Raw genomic sequence first — 18,230 nt, forward strand, 5'->3', positions numbered from 1 at the left:
GCCTCGCGTCAGGCGGCAGGCGGCCGCGCCGGGAAAGCCCCGGCTTCGGTCACGATCCACTGCATCGGGCGGTCATGACGCTGGGGATACACTGTTTGCGCACGCCCCAGCTCGAAGCCGACACCGACCGCGACCACGACCGGGCCGAGCAGCGCCAGCGTGCGATCGAAATAGCCGCCGCCGTAGCCGAGCCGGTAGCCGGCGGCGTCGAACGCGTTGCACGGCACCAGCACCGCGTCCGGCACGATCGCCTCGCCGTCGGGCGGATGCGGAATGCCGTGGCGGTCGAAGACCATTTCCATGCCCGGCGTCCACCTGCGGAACACCATCGGCGTTGCCTTTGCCAGCACCACCGGCAGCGCCGCGACGCGCGAGGGTCCGCCGGCGAGCCAGCGGCACATCCATGCCCGCAGGTCGGGTTCGGCGCGATATGGCCAGCAGAACGCCAGCGCGTGCGGGGCGAGCCGCGCGAGCAAGCTGTCCAGATGCGCTTCGAGCTGCTCCGTGAGCGTCGCACGGCGCTCGTCCGGCAGCGCCAGGCGCTCGGCGCACGCGCGCTCGCGCAGCACCCGTCGGATGCGGCCCGCGTCGTCGTCGGCAGGGGAAACGGGGGTCGTCACTGTGCTAAGGTGAATCGAATCAAAAACAGGATGGTAAGGGATGATCAAGGGATTGTGGGCGGGCGTGGCCCTGGCGTTGGCGACCCTGAGCGCGGTGGTGCACGGCGACCCGGGGGATGAACGGATCCTGGCGGCGCGGGAGGCGCTGCGCACCGGCGACCGGGGCGCGCTGGAGCAGCTCGATGCGCAACGCGCGTCGCACCCGCTCGATCCGTACATCAGGTACTGGTTGCTGTCGAACAAGCTCGCGCGCCCCGACCCGGCGCCGATCATCGAGCTGACCGAGTTCCTGCTGCAGGACCCCGACAGCCTGCTTGCCGAACGCCTGCGCGCCGACTGGCTGCGCCGGACGGTGCGCGACGAGGACTGGTCAGGATTCCTGCGCCTTTACGCCGACCTGCGCGAACCGGACGCCGAGCTGCGCTGCCATTACCGCACTGCCCGGCTCAACCTCGGCGACACCGCAGTGCTGGCCGAGACTCGCGCACAGTGGATGGAATTGACCGACAGCCACGGCGCCTGCGAGCCGGTCCTGCGCGCGCTCGCGACCGGCGGAGCGGTCGGCGCGGACGAGCTGTGGTGGCGATTCCGCCGGCAGATCGAGACACGCAGCTTCGCCGCGGCGCGCAGCACGCTCGCCTGGCTGCCCGCGCGCGAAATGCCCAGGCTCGCCAGTCTCGACCACGCGGTGAAGTCCCCCGAAGCGTACCTCGACCGCCTGCCCGCGAACTTCGCCGCGACCCGGCCCGGCCGCGAGCTGGCCTTGACGGCGCTGGTCAACCTCGCCCGCCAGGACGACCCGCGCGCCGCCCAAGTCCGCTTCCAGCGCATCAGCGACCGGCTCGATCACGAAGAACGGGCCTACGTCCACGCGATCCTCGGCCATTACGGCGCGCTCGCGCGCCTGCCGCAGGCCTCCGAGTGGTACCGCGCGGCCGGCGACGTGGCGATGAGCAGCGAGCAGCGCGCGTGGCGGGTGCGCGCGGCGCTGCGCGTCGAGGACTGGCACATGGTGGAATCCTCGATCGAGGCGCTGCCGGCAACCGAGCAGGCCCGCCCGGAGTGGATCTACTGGCTGGGCCGCGCACGGGCTGCCCTCGGCCGCGCGGACGAGGCTGCGGCGCTGTACCGGCGCATCGCCGGCGAACCGCATTTTTACGGCCTGCTCGCGGCGGAAGAAGGCGGCGAGCTTTTTTCCGCGCCCCCCGGCAACGGGGCGGTGACGGCGAACGACACTGCACGGGCCGCAGCCGATCCCGGCCTGCAGCGCGCCCTCGCGCTGTATCGGCTCGACCTGCGCACCGAAGCGGCGCGCGAATGGAACTGGGCGCTGCGCGGCCAGGATGAAGGTTTCCTCGTCGCCGCCGCGCGCCTCGCGCTGAATCACGAGCTCTTCGACCGCGCCATCAACACTGCCGAACGCACCGATGCACGCGCCAATTTCGACCTGCGCTACATCACGCCGTATCGTCCGCTCATCGAGCCGCAGGTGCGCGAGCGGGGGCTCGACATCGGCTGGGTATACGGGCTGATGCGCCAGGAAAGCCGCTTCATCGCGCCGGCGCGCTCGAGTTCCGGCGCGCAGGGTCTGATGCAGGTGATGCCCGCGACCGGCAAATGGGTCGCCGGCAAGATCGGCCTGCCCGGCTACCACGCCAGCATGCTCACCGACCCCAACACCAACGTCCTGCTGGGCACAAGCTACATGCGCCTGATCCTCGACGGACTCGACAATCATCCGGTGCTCGCCTCGGCCGGCTACAATGCAGGGCCGAGCCGGGCCCGGCGCTGGCGCGACCAGCGTTCGCTCGAAGGCGCGATCTATGCCGAAACGATTCCTTTCGACGAGACGCGCGACTATGTCAAGAAGGTGATGTCCAACGCGGTCATCTATGCGGCGATGCTCGAAGGCCGGCCCCAGTCGCTGAAGCAGCGGCTCGGCACGATCGCTCCCCGCCCCGCCGAGGACCAGTGACCATCGCATCATTGCCTGCACGGGAGCCTCAACATGAAAATCGAACGCGTCGTGCTCATCGGCGGCTCCGGCTTCGTCGGCAGCGCCGTGGCCAACCGGCTTGCCGAAGCCGCCGTCGAGGTCGTCGTTCCGACTCGCCACGAGAGCCGCGCGCGTCATCTGCTGCTGCTGCCGACCGTCGAGGTCGTCGAGGCGGATGTGCATGACCCGGCGACGCTCGCGCGGCTGGTCGCCGGCGCCGATGCGGTCATCAACCTCGTCGGGATCCTGCATTCCCGGTCAGGCTCCCCGTACGGCCGGGATTTCGCGCGCGCGCATGTCGAATTGCCGCAAAAGATCGTCGCCGCGTGCCACGCTGCGCAAGTTCCCCATCTCGTGCATGTGAGCGCGCTCGGCGCCTCGCCCGACGGTCCGTCGGAATACCTGCGCTCGAAAGCCGCCGGCGAAGCGGCGGTACGCGCCGGCGGCGACGCCCCGGCCTGGACGGTGCTGCGTCCTGCGATGATGTTCGGCCGCGGCGACCACTTCACGAACCTCTTCGCCAGGCTGGCGAGGCGATTTCCGGTTTTGCCGCTGGGCGGCGCACGCGCGCGATTCCAGCCCGTGTACGTCGAAGACGTCGCTGCGGTTATCTGCCACTGCCTGCGCGATCCGGCCGCCACCGGCGAGACGTTCGAACTCGCGGGGCCGCGCGTCTATACGCTGCGCGAGCTGGTCGAATACATCAGCGACCTGGCCGGTGCGCCACGTCCGATCATCCCGCTGCCCGAGGGGCTCGCGATGATGCAGGCGGCACTGATGGAATGGTTGCCGAACCCGCTGATGAGCCGCGACAACCTGCGCTCGATGCGCGTCGACAACGTCGCGAGCGGCGCGCCCCTGCCGTTCGGCATGACCCCGACGCCGCTGGAGGCCGTCGTGCCGGCATATATCGGCGACAGCTCGCAACGCGCCCGCTACTATTCGATGCGTAGCCACTCCGGCCGGCCCCACGGCTGAAGGGCCGGACGATTCCCCCACCCGACGGAGACTTCGCGCATGAAACTGATCATCGGCAACAAGAACTACTCGTCCTGGTCGCTGCGTGCGTGGCTCGCGGCGCGGGCCAGCGGCCGGCAGTTCGAGGAGATCCGCATCGCGCTGTTCATCCCCGGCAGCCGCGAGCGCATCCTGTCGCATTCGCCGTCCGGAAAAGTGCCGTGCCTGATCGACCATGGCCTGGCGATCTGGGATTCACTCGCGATCTGCGAATATCTCGCCGAAAAGGCGCCGGGACTGTGGCCGGCCGACACGGCGACGCGCGCGATCGCCCGCTCGGTCAGCGCCGAAATGCATTCCGGCTTCACCGACCTGCGCCAGCACATGACGATGAACATCCGCAAGGACTACACCGGCCAGGGGCGCAACGCGGCGGTCGATGCCAACATCGCCCGCATCGAGGCAATCTGGAACGACTGCCGCGAGCGTTTCGGCACGCAGGCGAACCCAGCCGGGCCATATCTGTTCGGCGCATTCTCCGCAGCCGATGCGATGTACGCGCCGGTCTGCTTCCGCTTCAAGACCTACGGCGTGCGACCGGCCGCGGCCGCGGGCGAATATCTCGACGCGATGCTCGCGCACCCGCTGATGCAGGAATGGGAAACGGCGGCGAAGGCCGAAAGCGAATCGATCCCGTCCGAAGATCTTTACGGCTGATGCGTGTTTATGTCGTCGGCGGCGCGGTGCGCGACCGCCTGCTCGGCCTGCCGGTGCAGGACCATGACTGGGTGGTCGTCGGCGCGAGCGCGGATGAGATGCTCGCGCGCGGCTTTCGCGCCGTCGGCAAGGATTTCCCGGTATTCCTCCATCCTCGCACCGGCGAGGAATATGCCCTCGCCCGTACCGAGCGCAAGAGCGGCCGCGGCTATACCGGTTTCACTGTGCACGCGTCCCCGGACGTCACGCTCGAAGAGGACCTGTGCCGCCGCGACCTGACGATCAACGCGATCGCGCAGGACGAGGACGGCACGCTGATCGACCCGTACGGCGGTCGCCGGGACCTCGAAAACCGCGTGTTCCGTCATGTCAGCGAGGCGTTCGCCGAAGATCCGGTGCGCGTGCTGCGCGTCGCACGCTTTGCCGCGCGCTTCGACGCGTTTTCCGTCGCGCCCGAGACGCTCGCGCTGATGCGCACGATGGTCGACAACGGCGAGGTCGACCACCTGGTCGCGGAACGCGTATGGCAGGAGCTCGCGCGCGGCCTGATGGAAACCCGGCCCTCGCGGATGTTTGCCGTGCTGCGCGAGTGCGGCGCGCTCGCGCGCATCCTGCCCGAAGTCGATCACCTGTTCGGGGTGCCGCAACCGCCGCAGCACCACCCGGAAGTCGACACCGGCATCCACGTGATGGCGGTCGTCGACCACGCCGCGGCCACCGCGCAGCCGCTCGCCGTCCGCTGGGCCTGCCTGCTGCACGACCTGGGCAAGGCCGACACGCCCGTGCACCTATTGCCGCACCACTACGGCCACGAGGCGAAGAGCGCCGATCGCGCCCGGGCCGTGTCGGAGCGCCTGAAGGTGCCGCTCGATTGCCGCGACCTCGCCGTGCTGCTGGCGCGCGAGCACGGCATCCTGCATCAGGCACGGGCATTGCGCCCGGAGACGATCGTGAAGCTGCTCGAACGCACTGACGCGCTGCGCCGCCCGGAGCGTTTCGGCCTGTTGCTCGAAGCCGCGGCGTGCGATTTCCACGGTCGCCCCGGCATGGCCGAGCGCCCTTATGCGCAGGCCGCGATCTGGCACGCCGCGCTCACCGCGGTCCGGTCGATCGACGCGGGGACGATTGCCCGCAGCTGCACCGACAAGGCAAGCATCCCGCAACGCGTGCACGAGGCCCGGGTTGCGGCCGTCAAGGCTCGGCACGCGGAAGAGGAAGAGGAAGAGGAAGAGTGACCCGCTGGCCGCCGGTTCGCAGGGAGCGACTCACAATGCCCGCAGCAGCACCCACCCGAGAACACTCAGCAGTATCGTGCTGGTAAATGGCAGATGAATGGCACGGCCCCACAGGCGAAAATGAAGATCGCCCGGCAGATGGCCGAAGCGCAGGCGGCGCATGACGTCCGGCCTGAGCAGGCCGGTCAAGAGGACGATCAGCGCGACCACGACCAGCCACTTGAGCATTCCGGTCTCCGCCTCAAACCCGCATTAGACCCCGCGAGGGGTGCGTCTCGCAACGCGGCCCTCGCGCCGCCATCGACGGAGCTTGTCCGATGATCACGCTTTACACCTGGACCACACCCAACGGCCGCAAGATCTCGATCACCCCAGAGGCACGCGCGGCGCGGCCGGCAGTGCAGCGCGGCATGGCGGTGCCGCAATGAGCGCGCGGCATTTCGGCGAACTCGAGGTGATCTCGCGCGTCCCTGCGGGCAAGGCGGTTTCGCCGGTCCCGCTGCTGTTCATCCACGGCGCCTACACCGGCGCATGGTGCTGGGATGAACATTTCCTGCCCTATTTCGCCGCCGCCGGCTTCGACTGCCATGCACTGTCGCTGTCCGGACATGGCGCCAGCCGCAGGCGCGGGGGGCTCGATTCGTTCTCGATCGACGACTACGTACGCGACGTCACCGAAATCGTCGCCGCATTGCCGCGGACGCCGGCGCTGATCGGGCACTCGATGGGCGGAATGGTGATACAGAAGTATCTCGAACAGGCCGACGTTCCCGCCGCCGCGCTGCTGTGCTCGGTCCCGCCGCAAGGGCTGATGGGCTCCGCGCTGGGCCTGATGTTCAACAAGCCGCACCTCCTGGGCAACCTGAACCAGATGCTCGCCGGCAGCCAGCCCGATCCGGAAAGCCTGCGCGAAGCCCTGTTCCACCAGCCGGTCGATGACGATGCGCTGATGCGCTACTACCATCTGTGCCAGCCCGAATCCCACCGCGCGGTGTGGGACATGACGCTCTTCAACCTGCCGCAACCCACACGCATGCATCGTCCGCCGATGCTGATCGTCGGCGCGGAACACGATCACCTCATCCCGCCGGCGCAGGTCGCGATGACCGCGGCGCTCTACGGCCTGGATGCGACGATCATCCCCGGCATGGGGCATGGAGTCATGCTCGAGCGCGACTGGCGAAGTGTTGCGGAAATGCTCCTTGACTGGCTCGCGGTACAACTTGTCTGAGTTTAGTGCTGGAAACTGTAATCATTTGGCGCCAAGATGAAAATGCGGGGTCGCTCCGGAACCCCGTCAGCCGTGTAACCACCGGGGTCGAACCCGGAGCGGGCGGCTGCAGACCATCGCGGCGCCCCGGTGCCTCCAGCATCTCCCGGTCCGCAAGACCGCCGCCGGGAAGTGGAAAGCCGGGAAACATCGCGGAAGCCATCATGGTGATCATCATGGAAATGTGCACAGGCAATGTGATCGGGAATCCCGATGAATACGGCGACGAAGTGCTCAATGCCAACTGGCTGCCGCCGCAACCCGAACCCGCACTCCAGTTGCAGCCCGTCGAACACGTCGAGGTGGCCGGGGATCCGCCGGCACCGCCGCTCGACGTCGACGACTTCCTGCGGGCGGTTTACCGCTACCAGGAATAGGAGCCGCGGGATTACAGCGCGTGCACCCTGTCGCCGCGCTGGAACCCGAGCAGGGGGCCGGGGATGCCTTTGCCCAGCGCAAGCACCTTGAAGAGCTCCCCCATCTCCTGCGGCGTCGTCAGCCGCTGCGCGGCGCGCGCCGCGCGGATGTAGTCCGCCGACGTCTCCGGCCCGCGCCGCGCGAGGCATTCGAGCAGCCCGCAGTTGAACAGGAACGCGGCCTGGTTGGTGTAGCCGAGCACGTCGAGCCCGGCGTCGAACGCGGCCTCGGCCACCGACGTGAAATCGACGAACGCGGTGATGTCGTTCAACCCCGGCCAGAGGAAAGGGTCGGCGTGCGCATGGTGGCGGTAATAGCACAGCAGCGTGCCGTTCGAGCGCGACGGCAGGTAATACTCGGCACGCGGATACCCGTAATCGACGAGCAGCAGCGCGCCGCGCTCGAGCCGCTGCGCCCATTCGCCGACCCACGCCCGCGCGGCGAGGTTCAGCTCGGTGACGTATTCGCCGCTTTCGGGCAACGGCAGGTCGAGCGCGCGCGCCGCGTCGGCCACCGCTCCGCTCGCCGGCGAGTCCGCCCAGCGCAGCGTGCCCGACGCATCGACGGCGACACCGCGCTCGAACAGCCCTTCGGGCCGCGACACGACAAGGTGCACCGGCATCACGTCGAGGACTTCGTTCGCGACCAGCGCACCGGAGAAGCGCTCCGGCAGCGCGTCGAGCCAGCGCACGCGACTCGCCAGACGCGGGGCTTTCTCGGCCAGCAGGTCGAACTGGCGCTCGCGCAGCTCGCCCGACAGTTCCAGGATGCCGTAGGTCTCGGGCAGGCACTCCCGCCGCTCGAGTTCGAGCAGCAGATCGGCGGCGAGCAGTCCAGTGCCGGCTCCCGCTTCGATCACGTGCGCGGCGGAGGCGCGCATCACCTGCTCGACCTGCGCCGCGAGCGCCTGGCCGAACAGCGGCGTCAGCTCCGGGGCCGTGATGAAATCTCCGCCCGGGCCGAATTTCCTCGCCCCGCCGCTGTAATACCCGAGCCCCGGCGAATACAGCGCCAGTTCCATGTAGCGCGAAAAGGAAATCCAGCCGCCGGCCGCGGCGATGGAGGCGGTGATCGAGCGCACCAGGCGCGCGCTTTGTTCGATCGCATCGGCGGAAGGTTGAGGCAGGGACATGGGCGGCGACAGTCGGGAAAACGCGTATTCTAGCGTCTGTCTCCAGCGGCCACGCGCGGGTGGCCAGAACCGAGGAATCCGGCACGATGAGCACCGCAGCCTCGCCAGTCATCCTGGTTACCGGCGCCGCCCGGCGGGTCGGCGCGGAAATCGCGCGCACCTTGCACGCCACCGGCGCGCATGTCGTGCTGCATTACCGCAACTCGGCAGCCGAGGCCCGTGCGCTGGCCGACGAGCTCGACCGGCTGCGCCCCGGCTCCGCGTCGCTGGCCCAGGGCGACCTCAAGGACGACGGCGTTCCCGCGGCCTTGATCGACGCGCTGCTCGCGACGCACGACCGGCTCGACGCGGTCGTGAACAACGCGTCGAGCTTCTTCCCGACCCCGCTCGGCCATATCGACGCCGCAGCATGGACCGAGCTGATCGGTTCGAACCTGAAAGGCCCGCTGTTCCTCGCGCAGGCCGCTGCGCCGATGCTGCGGCGCCAGCGCGGCGCGATCATCAACATCGTCGATATCCACGCCGAGCGCCCCCTGCGCAACTACCCGCTGTATTGCGCCGCGAAAGCGGGCCTGCTCGGCCTGACGCGGGCGCTGGCGCTGGAACTCGCCCCCGACGTGAGAGTGAACGGCGTGTCGCCCGGCGCGATCGAGTGGCCTGAAGACGGCCAGTTTGCGCCCGAACAGCGCGACGAGATCGTCCGGCACACGCTGCTCGGACGGATCGGAACACCGGCCGACATCGCCCGCACGGTCCGCTTCCTGCTGTTCGACGCCCCTTATGTCACCGGGCAGATCATCGCCGTCGACGGGGGTCGCAGTGCGCACCTCTGAACGCGGCAGGACCGCTTGCGCAGTGCACAAAGGTATAATTTCGTTCGTTTCCCCGCAGGACGCTCAACCGTGACTCCCCTTTCCGCTGCCGCCACGCCGACTCCAGCCCCCGCCGAAGCGGCCGACAGCCGCTTTTCGAACACTTTCCTGCGGCTGAAGAAAAAGCTCGAACGCAGCGTCGGCAAGGCGATCGCCGACTTCAACATGATTGGCGACGGCGACACGGTGATGGTCTGCGTGTCCGGCGGCAAGGATTCGTACACGCTGCTGTCGTGCCTGCTCGCGCTGCGCGAACGTGCCCCGGTCGACTTCCGCATCATCGCGATGAACCTCGACCAGAAGCAGCCCGGCTTCCCCGCCGAGGTGCTGCCGGCCTATTTCGAGTCGATCGGCGTCGAATACCGCATCGTCACCGAGGACACCTACTCGATCGTCAAGGACAAGATCCCCGCAGGCAAGACCACCTGCTCGCTGTGCTCGCGGCTGCGGCGCGGCATCATCTACCGCGTCGCACGCGAACTCGGCGCGACGCGCATCGCGCTCGGCCACCACCGCGACGACATGCTCGAGACGCTGTTCCTGAACCTGTTCTTCGGCGGCAAGATCAAGGCGATGCCGCCCAAGCTCGTCAGCGACAACGGCGAACACGTCGTGATCCGCCCGCTTGCATATTGCACCGAGGCCGACATCACGCGCTTCGCGCGCACGATGGAGTTCCCGATCATTCCGTGCAACCTTTGTGGCTCACAGGAAAACGCGCAGAGAAAGCAGATCAAGACGATGCTGCAGGGCTGGGCGCGCGAGCATCCGGGGCGCATCGAATCGATCGCAACCGCGCTCGGCCAGGTCGTGCCGTCGCATCTTGCCGACGCCTCGCTGTTCGACTTCCGCAACCTGACGCGCGACACGGTCGTCGCGGAAGGCGACATCGCGTTCGACCGCCTCGACGTGCCGTCCGCGCCCGCTGCGGTCATGCACCTCGCGGATCGCACGACGGACGGGGAGTAGGCGCCGATCCGCCGCCCGCCCCACGCAGAACCTTGACCATCATCCCCGCGACACGCGCCGCCCCGGCCCGCCCGGCGCCGGGAACTGGCCGCCCACGCCATGCCCCCGCACATGATCCAGCCGAAGAACGTCTGCGTCCTCGTTGCCGAAGTGCCCGGAAGACGGCACCTTGTCGAGGCTCTCGGCGCGCACGAGGTCAACCACGCGGTCGAGCGTTGCATGCACCGCATCGAGCGGGCCGTCGAGGCGAACGCCGGAGCCCGGGTGCGCCGCGAAGCGGCACGCGCATGCGCGACGTTCGAACGCTGCGACGCCGCGATCCTCGCCGCCTGCGAAATGCTCGAGCGCGTCGAAAGCCTGCCGCCGCTGCGCGGCCTGCGCATGACGATCCGGGTCGGAGTGCACTATGGCGCGGCGGCATCGCCGTGCCAGCCGGTCAGCGCGGACGAGGCGCTCGCGATGCGCCTCGCCGATACCGCGAAACCCGGCCACATCCTCGCCAGCAATGCGGTCGTGATGCAGCTGTCGCATGGCGTCCGCCATCTCGCCTGCAACACGCCGCTGCCGGACCCGGCGCTCGACGGCCTGGGTTGGCCGGTGTTCGAGATCGTGCGGTATTCCGGCACGATCACTTCGATCCCGGCTGCGGAGCGAATCTCGCAACGGCTGAGGATCCATCACCAGCAGGACGTGCTGTTCGTCGAGGAGAACCGCCCGGTGGTGCTGCTGGGGCGCGAGATCGGCAACGACATCGTCATCATCGACCGGCGCACCTCGCGCCAGCACGCGCGCATCGAGCGCCGGCGCGAAGGTTTCGTCCTGATCGACCAGAGCACCAACGGCACGTACGTCGCCGAAAATGGCGGCGCCGAGCAGTGCATCAAGGCCGGCGAACTGGCGCTGATCGGCCCGGGCCGCATCGGCTGCGGCTTCTCGGCGAACGACATCGAGCGCGACCTGGCGTTTTTCGAGATCGTCTAGGCGGCCGCGCCCGGCAACCGCTCACGACCTTCTTACGTCCGTTCCCGCACCCGCCGATGAGCTTCCTTTCGCTGCTCGACCCCGGCCCCGAAGCGGGCCTCGCGGCACTGTTCGTATCGAGCTTTCTTTCCGCGACGCTGCTGCCGGGCGGATCGGAGCTCGTGCTCGCCGGCGTGCTCACGCTGCGGCCCGGGCAGCTCGTCGCCGCGCTGACGCTCGCGACGCTCGGCAACACGCTCGGCGGCATGAGCACCTGGGCGCTCGCCCGGCTGCTGCCCGGAAAGGCGGACACGGGCCGGCTCGCCTGGGTGCGCCATCACGGCGCGCCGATCCTGCTGCTGTCGTGGGCGCCGGTGATCGGCGACGCCCTGTGCGCCGCGGCGGGCTGGCTGCGCCTCGCGTGGCTGCCGTGCCTGCTGTGGATGGCGGCGGGCAAGCTGCTACGCTACGCGCTCGTCGCCTTCGCCGTCCTGTGAACCCGCCTCGTGCACGACGCCGGCGTCTCCGCGGACTGTCACCCGAAGTCTTCAGGACCCCTCGAGCCCGATTGACGCCACGATACAAGCTGCTTGAAAATCAAGCCCCTATGCAGCGCAGGGACTTGACCGGCGTTCGTATTGCACCGCCGTAAGCTACAATTTGCGGCTTCCCCGCCGTCCTGGTATCGGAACATCTGATGACTCAACGCCTGCGCGAGATTCCTTATAACTACACGTCGTTCTCCGACCGCGAGATCGTCATCCGCCTGCTCGGCGCCGACGCCTGGCACGCGCTCGATGCGCTGCGCGAGGAGCGCGTCACCGGGCGCTCGGCGCGGATGCTCTACGAAGTGCTCGGCGACATCTGGGTCGTGCAGCGCAATCCCTACCTCCAGGACGACCTGCTGGGGAACCCGGAGCGGCGCCGCGCGCTGATCGAGGCGCTGCACCACCGGCTGCGCGAAGTCGAGAAGCGCCGCGAGGAAAGCGCGGCGCAGGACCCGGAACGCAGCGACAAGGTCGCGCGCCTGATCGAGTCGGCGCACGACGCGGTCGACCGCTTCGCGCAGTTCTTCAGCGACACCGAGGTGCTGCGCAAGAAGACGCTGAAGACGCTGACGCGCCACACCGCGCGCGACAACATCTGCTTCGACGGCCACGCACGCGTCTCGCACGTCACCGACGCGACCGACTGGCGCGTCGAATACCCCTTCGTCGTCCTCTACCCGGACACCGAAGAAGAGATGGCGCCGCTCGTGAAGTGCTGCATCGAGCTCGGCCTGACGATCATCCCGCGCGGCGGCGGCACCGGCTACACCGGCGGCGCGGTGCCGCTCGATGCGCGCTCGGCCGTCATCAACACCGAAAAGCTGATCGCGCTCGGCCCGGTCGAGGAACTCGCCCTGCCAGGCGCCGATGGCAGCGAAGGCACGCGCTACGCGACGATCCGCACCGGCGCCGGCGTCGTCACCGAGCGCGTCGCCGAAGCGGCGGCGGCGGCCGGCCGCGTGTTCGCCGTCGACCCGACTTCGGCCAGCGCGTCGTGCATCGGCGGCAACATCGCGATGAACGCCGGCGGCAAGAAGGCCGTGCTGTGGGGCACTGCGCTCGACAACCTGGCGTGGTGGAAGATGGTCACGCCCGACGGCGACTGGCTCGAAGTCGAGCGGCTCGACCACAACTTCGGCAAGATCCACGAGCAGGAGACGGTCCGCTTCCGCCTGCGCCGGTTCGACCCGAGCGGCAGAAAGCGGACCGGCGAGGAGATCCTGACGCTGCCCGGCGCATCCTGCCGCAAGGTCGGCCTCGGCAAGGACGTCACCGACAAGTTCCTCGGCGGCGTGCCGGGCGTACAGAAGGAAGGCACCGACGGCCTGATCGTCGCCGCGCGCTGGGTGCTGCACAAGATGCCGCCGGTGACGCGCACGGTGTGCCTGGAGTTCTTCGGCCAGGTGCGCGAAGCGGTGCCGGCGATCGTCGAGATCACCGACTGGTTCAAGCCCGGCAAGGATGGCGAGCGCCTCGGCGTGCAGCTCGCCGGCCTCGAGCACCTCGACGAGCGCTACGTGAACGCGGTCGGCTACACGACGAAGGCGAAGCGCCACGGCCGGCCGAAGATGGTGCTGATCGGCGACATCGTCGGCCACGACGACGCGGCGGTGATGACCGCCGCGTCGGAAGTCGTGCGCATGTGCAACGTGCGCGGCGCCGAAGGCTTCATCGCGGCCAGCCCCGAGCAGAGGAAGCGTTTCTGGCTCGACCGCTCGCGCACCGCGGCGATCTCGCGCCACACCAACGCGTTCAAGGTCAACGAGGACGTCGTGATCCCCTTGCCGCGCATGGGCGACTACTGCGACGGCATCGAGCGCATCAACATCGAGCTGTCCACGCGCAACAAGCTCGAACTGTGCGACGCGCTGACCGGCCTGCTCGCCGGCGAGCTGCCGCTCGACCAGGGCGACGCGAACCTCGCGAGCGACGAGCTGATCGGCGACCGCCGCCAGGCCGCGGTCGACTACATCGCGAGCGTGCGGCGCCGCTGGCAGTGGCTGCTCGACAACCTCGACCTGCCGCTGGCGCAGGCCGAAGCGCAGTTCGACGAATTCGGCATCCACGCCGGCGAGCTGACCAACCGCGCCGCGAACCCCAAGCTCTTCCACCGCCTGCAGGACTATTCGGTGCGCACGTCGTGGAAGACCGAGCTCAAGCCGCGGCTCGACAAAATCTTCGACGGCGCGGTGTTCCGCCCGATCGTCGCGCGCATCGAGGAAGTGCACAAGGAAGTGCTGCGCGGGCGCGTGTTCGTCGCGCTGCACATGCACGCCGGCGACGGCAACGTGCATACCAACATCCCGGTCAACTCCGACCACTACGCGATGCTGCAGACGGCGAACCGTGCCGTCGACCGCATCATGGCGCTCGCCCGCTCGCTCGACGGCGTGATCTCCGGCGAGCACGGCATCGGCATCACCAAGCTCGACTATCTCACCGACGCCGAGATGGCGAACTTCTGGGAGTACAAGCGCCGCGTGGACCCGCAAGGGCACTTCAACCGCGGCAAGCTGATGCGTGGGCTGGGCACGATCACCGGCAACCTCGACAACGCCTACACGCCGAGCTTCAACCTGATGGGCCACGAGTCGCTGATCATGGAGCAGACCGAGATCGGCGACATCGCGCACGACATCAAGGACTGCCTGCGCTGCGGCAAGTGCAAGCCGGTGTGCTCGACGCACGTGCCGCGCGCGAACCTCCTGTACAGCCCGCGCAACAAGATCCTCAGCACGTCGCTGCTCGTCGAAGCGATGCTGTACGAGGAGCAGACGCGGCGCGGCGTGTCGCTCGCGCACTGGGCCGAGTTCGAGGACGTCGCCGACCACTGCACGGTGTGCCACAAGTGCGAGAAACCCTGTCCGGTCGATATCGACTTCGGCGACGTGTCGATCAAGATGCGCAACCTCTTGAGGAAGCAGGGCAAGAAGTCCTTCAACCCCGGCAAGGCCGCGGCGATGGCGTTCCTGACGGCGAAGGACCCGGCGACGATCAAGCTGATCCGCACCGGCATGATCGAATGGGGCTACAAGGCGCAGCGGCTCGCGCACCAGGTCGGCAAGTCGCTCGGCCTCGTCCAGCAACAGGTCAAGCAACCGCCGGCGACGCTCGGCAAGGCGCCGCTGCGCGCGCAGGTGATCCACTTCATCAACAAGCCGATGCCCGGCAAGCTGCCCAAGCGCACCAGCCGCGCGCTGCTCGACATCGAGGACGCCAACGTCATCCCGGTGATCCGCGACCCGCACCTGAAGCGCGACGACTCGGAAGCGGTGTTCTATTTTCCCGGCTGCGGCTCCGAGCGCCTGTTCAGCCAGGTCGGCCTCGCGACGCAGGCGATGCTGTACCAGGTCGGCGCAACGACGGTGCTGCCGCCGGGGTATCTGTGCTGCGGCTACCCGCAGACCTCGGCCGGCGAGGACGACAAGGGCCAGCAGATCACGACCGACAACCGCGTGCTGTTCCACCGCGTCGCGAACACGCTGAACTACCTCGACATCAAGACCGTGATCGTGTCCTGCGGCACCTGCATGGACCAGCTGCAGAAATACCAGTTCGAGCAGATCTTCCCCGGCTGCCGGCTGCTCGACATCCACGAGTACCTGATGGAGAAAGGCGTCAAGCTCGACGGCGTCACCGGCACGAAGTACATGTACCACGAGCCGTGCCACACGCCGATGAAAGTGCATTCGGGCATCAAGGTCGCAAACGCCTTGATGGGCACGCGCGTCGACCTCAACGACCGCTGCTGCGGCGAATCCGGCACGCTCGCGGTCGCGCGGCCGGACATCTCGACGCAGGTGCGCTTCCGCAAGCAGGAAGAGATCGAGAAAGGCGCCGCGGCGCTGCGCGATGGCGCAGCCCCGGTGAAGATCCTGACGTCGTGCCCGTCGTGCCTGCAGGGCCTGTCCCGCTACGCCAACGACGGCGGCGGCGTCGAAGCCGACTACATCGTCGTCGAGATGGCGAAGCACCTGCTCGGCGACAACTGGATGCCGGACTACGTGCAGCGCGCGAACAGCGGCGGCATCGAGCGCGTGCTGCTGTAAGGCTCGGCGGGACGGGACGGTAGGGCGGAAAACGAAGTTTCGGCGTAGCCAAAAGCGCAGCGCCTTCCGCATGCCTGCCCGCCGTCCACTCCCGCCGACTTGACCCCGTGTTTCCGCGTATTTTCCTCCGCCTGTCGACGCCCTTGACACTCGCCGCGCCGGACGCCTCAGCCCAAAAGCCGATGCCCTGACGAATCAAACGCTTGCAGCCTGCGGAATCGAACTTGCTTTATGGCAATCGACATATGCCGATAACGTGCACGAGAGATGACAAATGAAGGCAAGCCGGTTCCCGTCGAAGATGCGCGTCGCGATCAGCGGCGTGCTGGCGAGTCTGTCGCTGCTGCTGGCCGCGGCCCCGCATCCTGCCGGCGCCGTGACGCTGCAGATCGATCCGGCGCAAAGCCAGGTTCACTACAGTGCGAAGATGTCCTTCTGTTTTCCCGACGCCTCGGGGCAGACCGTCTGCCCGCCGGCCAACGAAATCTACGCGATCAGCGGCCAGGTCGATCTCGAGGTGATCCCGCAATACCTGAGCTCCGGCGACCTCGATCCGTACCGCTACCTGCTGAGCCTCACGCCGGTCGGCATTGCTTCGGACGCGGTGGCGAGCGGCCTGAAGTTCGGCACGGTGCTGGGCCTGCTGAACGACGACGGCACCTTCGCCACCCTGGTGGGAGACCCGTTCTGCTCCGTTCCTTTTCCCGACACCTTCGCCGGCTGCTTCATAATGGTGACCTTCGAGACAAGCGGAGCGAGCGGAACCTGGGACGGTCAGACGCTGAACTGGACCGGATACCAGACATCGTTCTTCGCCGACTTCGATTACACGATCACCGCTGTTGTCGCGTCGGTGCCGGAACCCGGCACCCTGCTGTTGACGCTGCCGGCGCTGATCGGATTGTTCGGCCGCAAAATCCCGCTGCACCGCCGCCGGCCGTCCTGCCCGACGACGGGAATCCCCTCGAATTCGCCGCAGCAAGCGTAGTGCGAAAAGCCGCCACGCCCGCATCCCTTGCCCGCCGCCTGCCGATTTTCGCCCTGGCTCACTGCCGCTCTCGTCGATACGGCGACCCTGACGAATAATCCGGAAAGGGATGATGCTGCATTGCAAGACCCCTGGTTTTCGGGTTTTCCCGCACGGGCCGGCGCGCCGCCATGGACTATATATGGAAACACACGCCCTTGCGGAGGCGAGATCATGCGCACCCCAGTCTTCCGCGCCGTCCTCACGCGGACCGCACGGGCCTTGGCCGCCCTGGCCCTGATCAGCGGACTTCCCGCCCCCGTCGATGCGGAGCAAGGAGTCGGCGGCGCAACGCCCGCCGTCGATGAGTACGTCCTGATCCCGGACCGCGTTTTCGACGGCTACATGATGCGCGAAGGCTATGGCGTCGCCGTGCGGGGCGCGGTTATCACAGCTGTCAGGCCGGCGGCGACGTTGCCGGCCGCACGCCGTCATGTACTCGCCGGCGCGACCCTGCTTCCCGGCTTCATCGACCTGCACGGGCACGTTGCCGTCCAGGGCATCCCGCCCGCGACGGTGCTGCGCCACGGCACGACGACGGTGCGCGACCTCACCGGCCCGGCGCGGGCGCCGGTTGGCGGCAGCGGCAGCCTGCGGCAGCTCACCGCCGGCCCGATCCTCACGGCGCCGCACGGCTATCCGCTGCCGGTGTGGGCCGGGGGTGGGGACCACGGCCATGGCGACGCCGCCCTCGCGGTCGAAGTCGCAGACGTCGAACAGGCGCTCAAGGTCGTGAACCACCTTGTCGATGCCGGCGCATCCGTGATCAAGATCGCCCTCGAACCCGGTGGCTCCCCGGGCGCCCGTGGAGCCAGCACAAAGCCCGTGTTCCGCCTCCGTGGCCGCTGCTCGCGCCCGACGTGCTGAAGGCAATCGTCCGGGCGGCGCATGAGCGTGGCCGCAAGGTCTCGGCGCACCTCAGCAACGCCACCGGTGCCCGTCTCGCGCTCGACGCCGCGGTCGACGAATGGGCGCACATGCCCTGCGAAGCCCTGCCCGAGGACATGATCGCGCGGGCCGCCGATGCCGGCGTGAGGATCGTCGGCACGCTCGACACGCAGTCCCACTGCCCCGGCATTCTCGCCAACACCCGCGAATTCGTCGCACGCGGCGGGACTTTGCTCTACGGCACCGACATGGCCCATACCGAGCTGCCTTGGGGCATCAACGCCCGCGAACTGGAACTCATGATGCACGCTTCGCACGGCAAGCTGAGCGCCGAGGCCGTCCTGTCAGCCGCCACGGGCAAGGCCGGGGAACATTTGGGAATGGCTCCTCTCGGGCAACTCGTCCCCGGCGCCCCCGCCGACCTCGTGGCCGTGCGGGGCAACCCGCTGCACGCCCTCAAGCGCCTCGAGTACCCCGAACTGGTGATCTCGGGCGGCCGATTCGTCGAGGATCGGTTGCGCGGATCGGCAAAGGGAGAGGAGATGCATCCATCCACGAGTAATGTGCATTAGA

17 protein-coding genes are annotated in these 18,230 nt (G+C 68.3%); 14 read left to right on the forward strand and 3 right to left on the reverse strand.

Annotation, left to right across the window (positions count from 1 at the left end):
• Window positions 1-8: 8 nt before the first annotated feature.
• The gene (locus GO606_RS10700; protein ID WP_246979482.1) at window positions 9-620 is read right to left on the reverse strand and encodes a 5-formyltetrahydrofolate cyclo-ligase; all 612 of its coding nucleotides are present in this window, start codon (window positions 618-620) and stop codon (window positions 9-11) included.
• Window positions 621-660: 40 nt separating this feature from the next.
• Between GO606_RS10700 and GO606_RS10705 the strand changes: the two genes are divergently transcribed.
• Genes GO606_RS10705 through GO606_RS10720 form a run of 4 tightly spaced genes read left to right on the forward strand, consistent with a single transcriptional unit; the run spans window position 661 to window position 5,525 of the window.
• Window positions 661-2,595 (forward strand): lytic transglycosylase domain-containing protein, encoded by a 1,935-nt coding sequence (locus GO606_RS10705; protein ID WP_169119717.1) that lies wholly within the window; start codon window positions 661-663, stop codon window positions 2,593-2,595.
• A 33-nt stretch (window positions 2,596-2,628) separates the two neighbouring features.
• Entirely contained in the window at window positions 2,629-3,594 is a 966-nt protein-coding gene (locus tag GO606_RS10710) for a complex I NDUFA9 subunit family protein (RefSeq protein WP_169119716.1), read from the forward strand.
• Between the two features lie 39 nt (window positions 3,595-3,633).
• The gene (locus GO606_RS10715; protein ID WP_169119715.1) at window positions 3,634-4,290 is read left to right on the forward strand and encodes a glutathione S-transferase family protein; all 657 of its coding nucleotides are present in this window, start codon (window positions 3,634-3,636) and stop codon (window positions 4,288-4,290) included.
• Complete coding sequence (locus GO606_RS10720; RefSeq protein ID WP_169119714.1) at window positions 4,290-5,525, forward strand: multifunctional CCA addition/repair protein; 1,236 nt, start codon at window positions 4,290-4,292, stop codon at window positions 5,523-5,525. Before GO606_RS10715 ends, GO606_RS10720 begins: the two co-directional genes overlap by 1 nt.
• Before the next feature lie 30 nt (window positions 5,526-5,555).
• Here the strand turns inward: GO606_RS10720 and GO606_RS10725 are convergent, their stop codons facing one another.
• Window positions 5,556-5,753, reverse strand: a complete 198-nt coding sequence (locus tag GO606_RS10725; protein ID WP_169119713.1) for a DUF2905 domain-containing protein — start codon at window positions 5,751-5,753, stop codon at window positions 5,556-5,558.
• 196 nt (window positions 5,754-5,949) lie between these two features.
• On the opposite strand from GO606_RS10725, the gene GO606_RS10730 reads away from it, so the two are divergent.
• A complete protein-coding gene (locus tag GO606_RS10730) occupies window positions 5,950-6,756 on the forward strand; it encodes an alpha/beta hydrolase (protein WP_169119712.1) in 807 nt (268 codons plus the stop codon).
• A 203-nt stretch (window positions 6,757-6,959) separates the two neighbouring features.
• Entirely contained in the window at window positions 6,960-7,172 is a 213-nt protein-coding gene (locus tag GO606_RS10735) for a hypothetical protein (protein ID WP_169119711.1), read from the forward strand.
• Window positions 7,173-7,183: 11 nt separating this feature from the next.
• On the opposite strand, the gene GO606_RS10740 is transcribed toward GO606_RS10735, so the two are convergent.
• On the reverse strand, window positions 7,184-8,344 hold the full coding sequence (locus GO606_RS10740) for a class I SAM-dependent methyltransferase (RefSeq protein WP_169119710.1): 1,161 nt from the start codon (window positions 8,342-8,344) through the stop codon (window positions 7,184-7,186).
• 86 nt (window positions 8,345-8,430) lie between these two features.
• Here GO606_RS10740 and GO606_RS10745 point away from each other — a divergent pair, with 86 nt between their 5' ends.
• From GO606_RS10745 to GO606_RS10780, 8 genes are all read left to right on the forward strand, one after another.
• Window positions 8,431-9,177, forward strand: coding sequence for a pteridine reductase (locus GO606_RS10745; RefSeq protein ID WP_169119709.1), 747 nt, complete (start codon window positions 8,431-8,433; stop codon window positions 9,175-9,177).
• A 69-nt stretch (window positions 9,178-9,246) separates the two neighbouring features.
• Window positions 9,247-10,185, forward strand: a complete 939-nt coding sequence (gene ttcA / locus GO606_RS10750; RefSeq protein ID WP_169119708.1) for a tRNA 2-thiocytidine(32) synthetase TtcA — start codon at window positions 9,247-9,249, stop codon at window positions 10,183-10,185.
• A gap of 111 nt (window positions 10,186-10,296) precedes the next feature.
• Entirely contained in the window at window positions 10,297-11,166 is an 870-nt protein-coding gene (locus tag GO606_RS10755) for an FHA domain-containing protein (protein WP_169120476.1), read from the forward strand.
• A 56-nt stretch (window positions 11,167-11,222) separates the two neighbouring features.
• Entirely contained in the window at window positions 11,223-11,642 is a 420-nt protein-coding gene (locus GO606_RS10760; protein WP_169120474.1) for a YqaA family protein, read from the forward strand.
• A gap of 200 nt (window positions 11,643-11,842) precedes the next feature.
• A complete protein-coding gene (locus GO606_RS10765) occupies window positions 11,843-15,742 on the forward strand; it encodes a DUF3683 domain-containing protein (RefSeq protein ID WP_169120472.1) in 3,900 nt (1,299 codons plus the stop codon).
• 274 nt (window positions 15,743-16,016) lie between these two features.
• Window positions 16,017-16,730 carry a hypothetical protein gene (locus GO606_RS10770; protein ID WP_169120470.1) on the forward strand — a complete coding sequence of 238 codons (714 nt, stop codon included), beginning with the start codon at window positions 16,017-16,019 and terminating at the stop codon, window positions 16,728-16,730.
• Window positions 16,731-16,943: 213 nt separating this feature from the next.
• Entirely contained in the window at window positions 16,944-17,636 is a 693-nt protein-coding gene (locus tag GO606_RS10775) for a hypothetical protein (RefSeq protein ID WP_169120468.1), read from the forward strand.
• The gene (locus tag GO606_RS10780; RefSeq protein ID WP_169120466.1) at window positions 17,630-18,229 is read left to right on the forward strand and encodes an amidohydrolase family protein; all 600 of its coding nucleotides are present in this window, start codon (window positions 17,630-17,632) and stop codon (window positions 18,227-18,229) included. Before GO606_RS10775 ends, GO606_RS10780 begins: the two co-directional genes overlap by 7 nt.
• Window position 18,230: the final 1 nt, after the last annotated feature.

It is taken from the genome of Aromatoleum anaerobium, assembly GCF_012910705.2.
GTDB lineage: Bacteria > Pseudomonadota > Gammaproteobacteria > Burkholderiales > Rhodocyclaceae > Aromatoleum > Aromatoleum anaerobium.

Bases quoted from the DNA above. Each gene is read 5' to 3' on its own strand.
- GO606_RS10705 (WP_169119717.1), top strand. From the start codon at position 661: ATGATCAAGGGATTGTGGGCGGGCGTGGCCCTGGCGTTGGCGACCCTG.
- GO606_RS10710 (WP_169119716.1), top strand. From the start codon at position 2,629: ATGAAAATCGAACGCGTCGTGCTCATCGGCGGCTCCGGCTTCGTCGGC.
- GO606_RS10715 (WP_169119715.1), top strand. From the start codon at position 3,634: ATGAAACTGATCATCGGCAACAAGAACTACTCGTCCTGGTCGCTGCGT.
- GO606_RS10720 (WP_169119714.1), top strand. From the start codon at position 4,290: ATGCGTGTTTATGTCGTCGGCGGCGCGGTGCGCGACCGCCTGCTCGGC.
- GO606_RS10725 (WP_169119713.1), bottom strand. From the start codon at position 5,753: ATGCTCAAGTGGCTGGTCGTGGTCGCGCTGATCGTCCTCTTGACCGGC.
- GO606_RS10730 (WP_169119712.1), top strand. From the start codon at position 5,950: ATGAGCGCGCGGCATTTCGGCGAACTCGAGGTGATCTCGCGCGTCCCT.
- GO606_RS10735 (WP_169119711.1), top strand. From the start codon at position 6,960: ATGGTGATCATCATGGAAATGTGCACAGGCAATGTGATCGGGAATCCC.
- GO606_RS10740 (WP_169119710.1), bottom strand. From the start codon at position 8,344: ATGTCCCTGCCTCAACCTTCCGCCGATGCGATCGAACAAAGCGCGCGC.
- GO606_RS10745 (WP_169119709.1), top strand. From the start codon at position 8,431: ATGAGCACCGCAGCCTCGCCAGTCATCCTGGTTACCGGCGCCGCCCGG.
- GO606_RS10755 (WP_169120476.1), top strand. From the start codon at position 10,297: ATGATCCAGCCGAAGAACGTCTGCGTCCTCGTTGCCGAAGTGCCCGGA.
- GO606_RS10760 (WP_169120474.1), top strand. From the start codon at position 11,223: ATGAGCTTCCTTTCGCTGCTCGACCCCGGCCCCGAAGCGGGCCTCGCG.
- GO606_RS10765 (WP_169120472.1), top strand. From the start codon at position 11,843: ATGACTCAACGCCTGCGCGAGATTCCTTATAACTACACGTCGTTCTCC.
- GO606_RS10770 (WP_169120470.1), top strand. From the start codon at position 16,017: ATGAAGGCAAGCCGGTTCCCGTCGAAGATGCGCGTCGCGATCAGCGGC.
- GO606_RS10775 (WP_169120468.1), top strand. From the start codon at position 16,944: ATGCGCACCCCAGTCTTCCGCGCCGTCCTCACGCGGACCGCACGGGCC.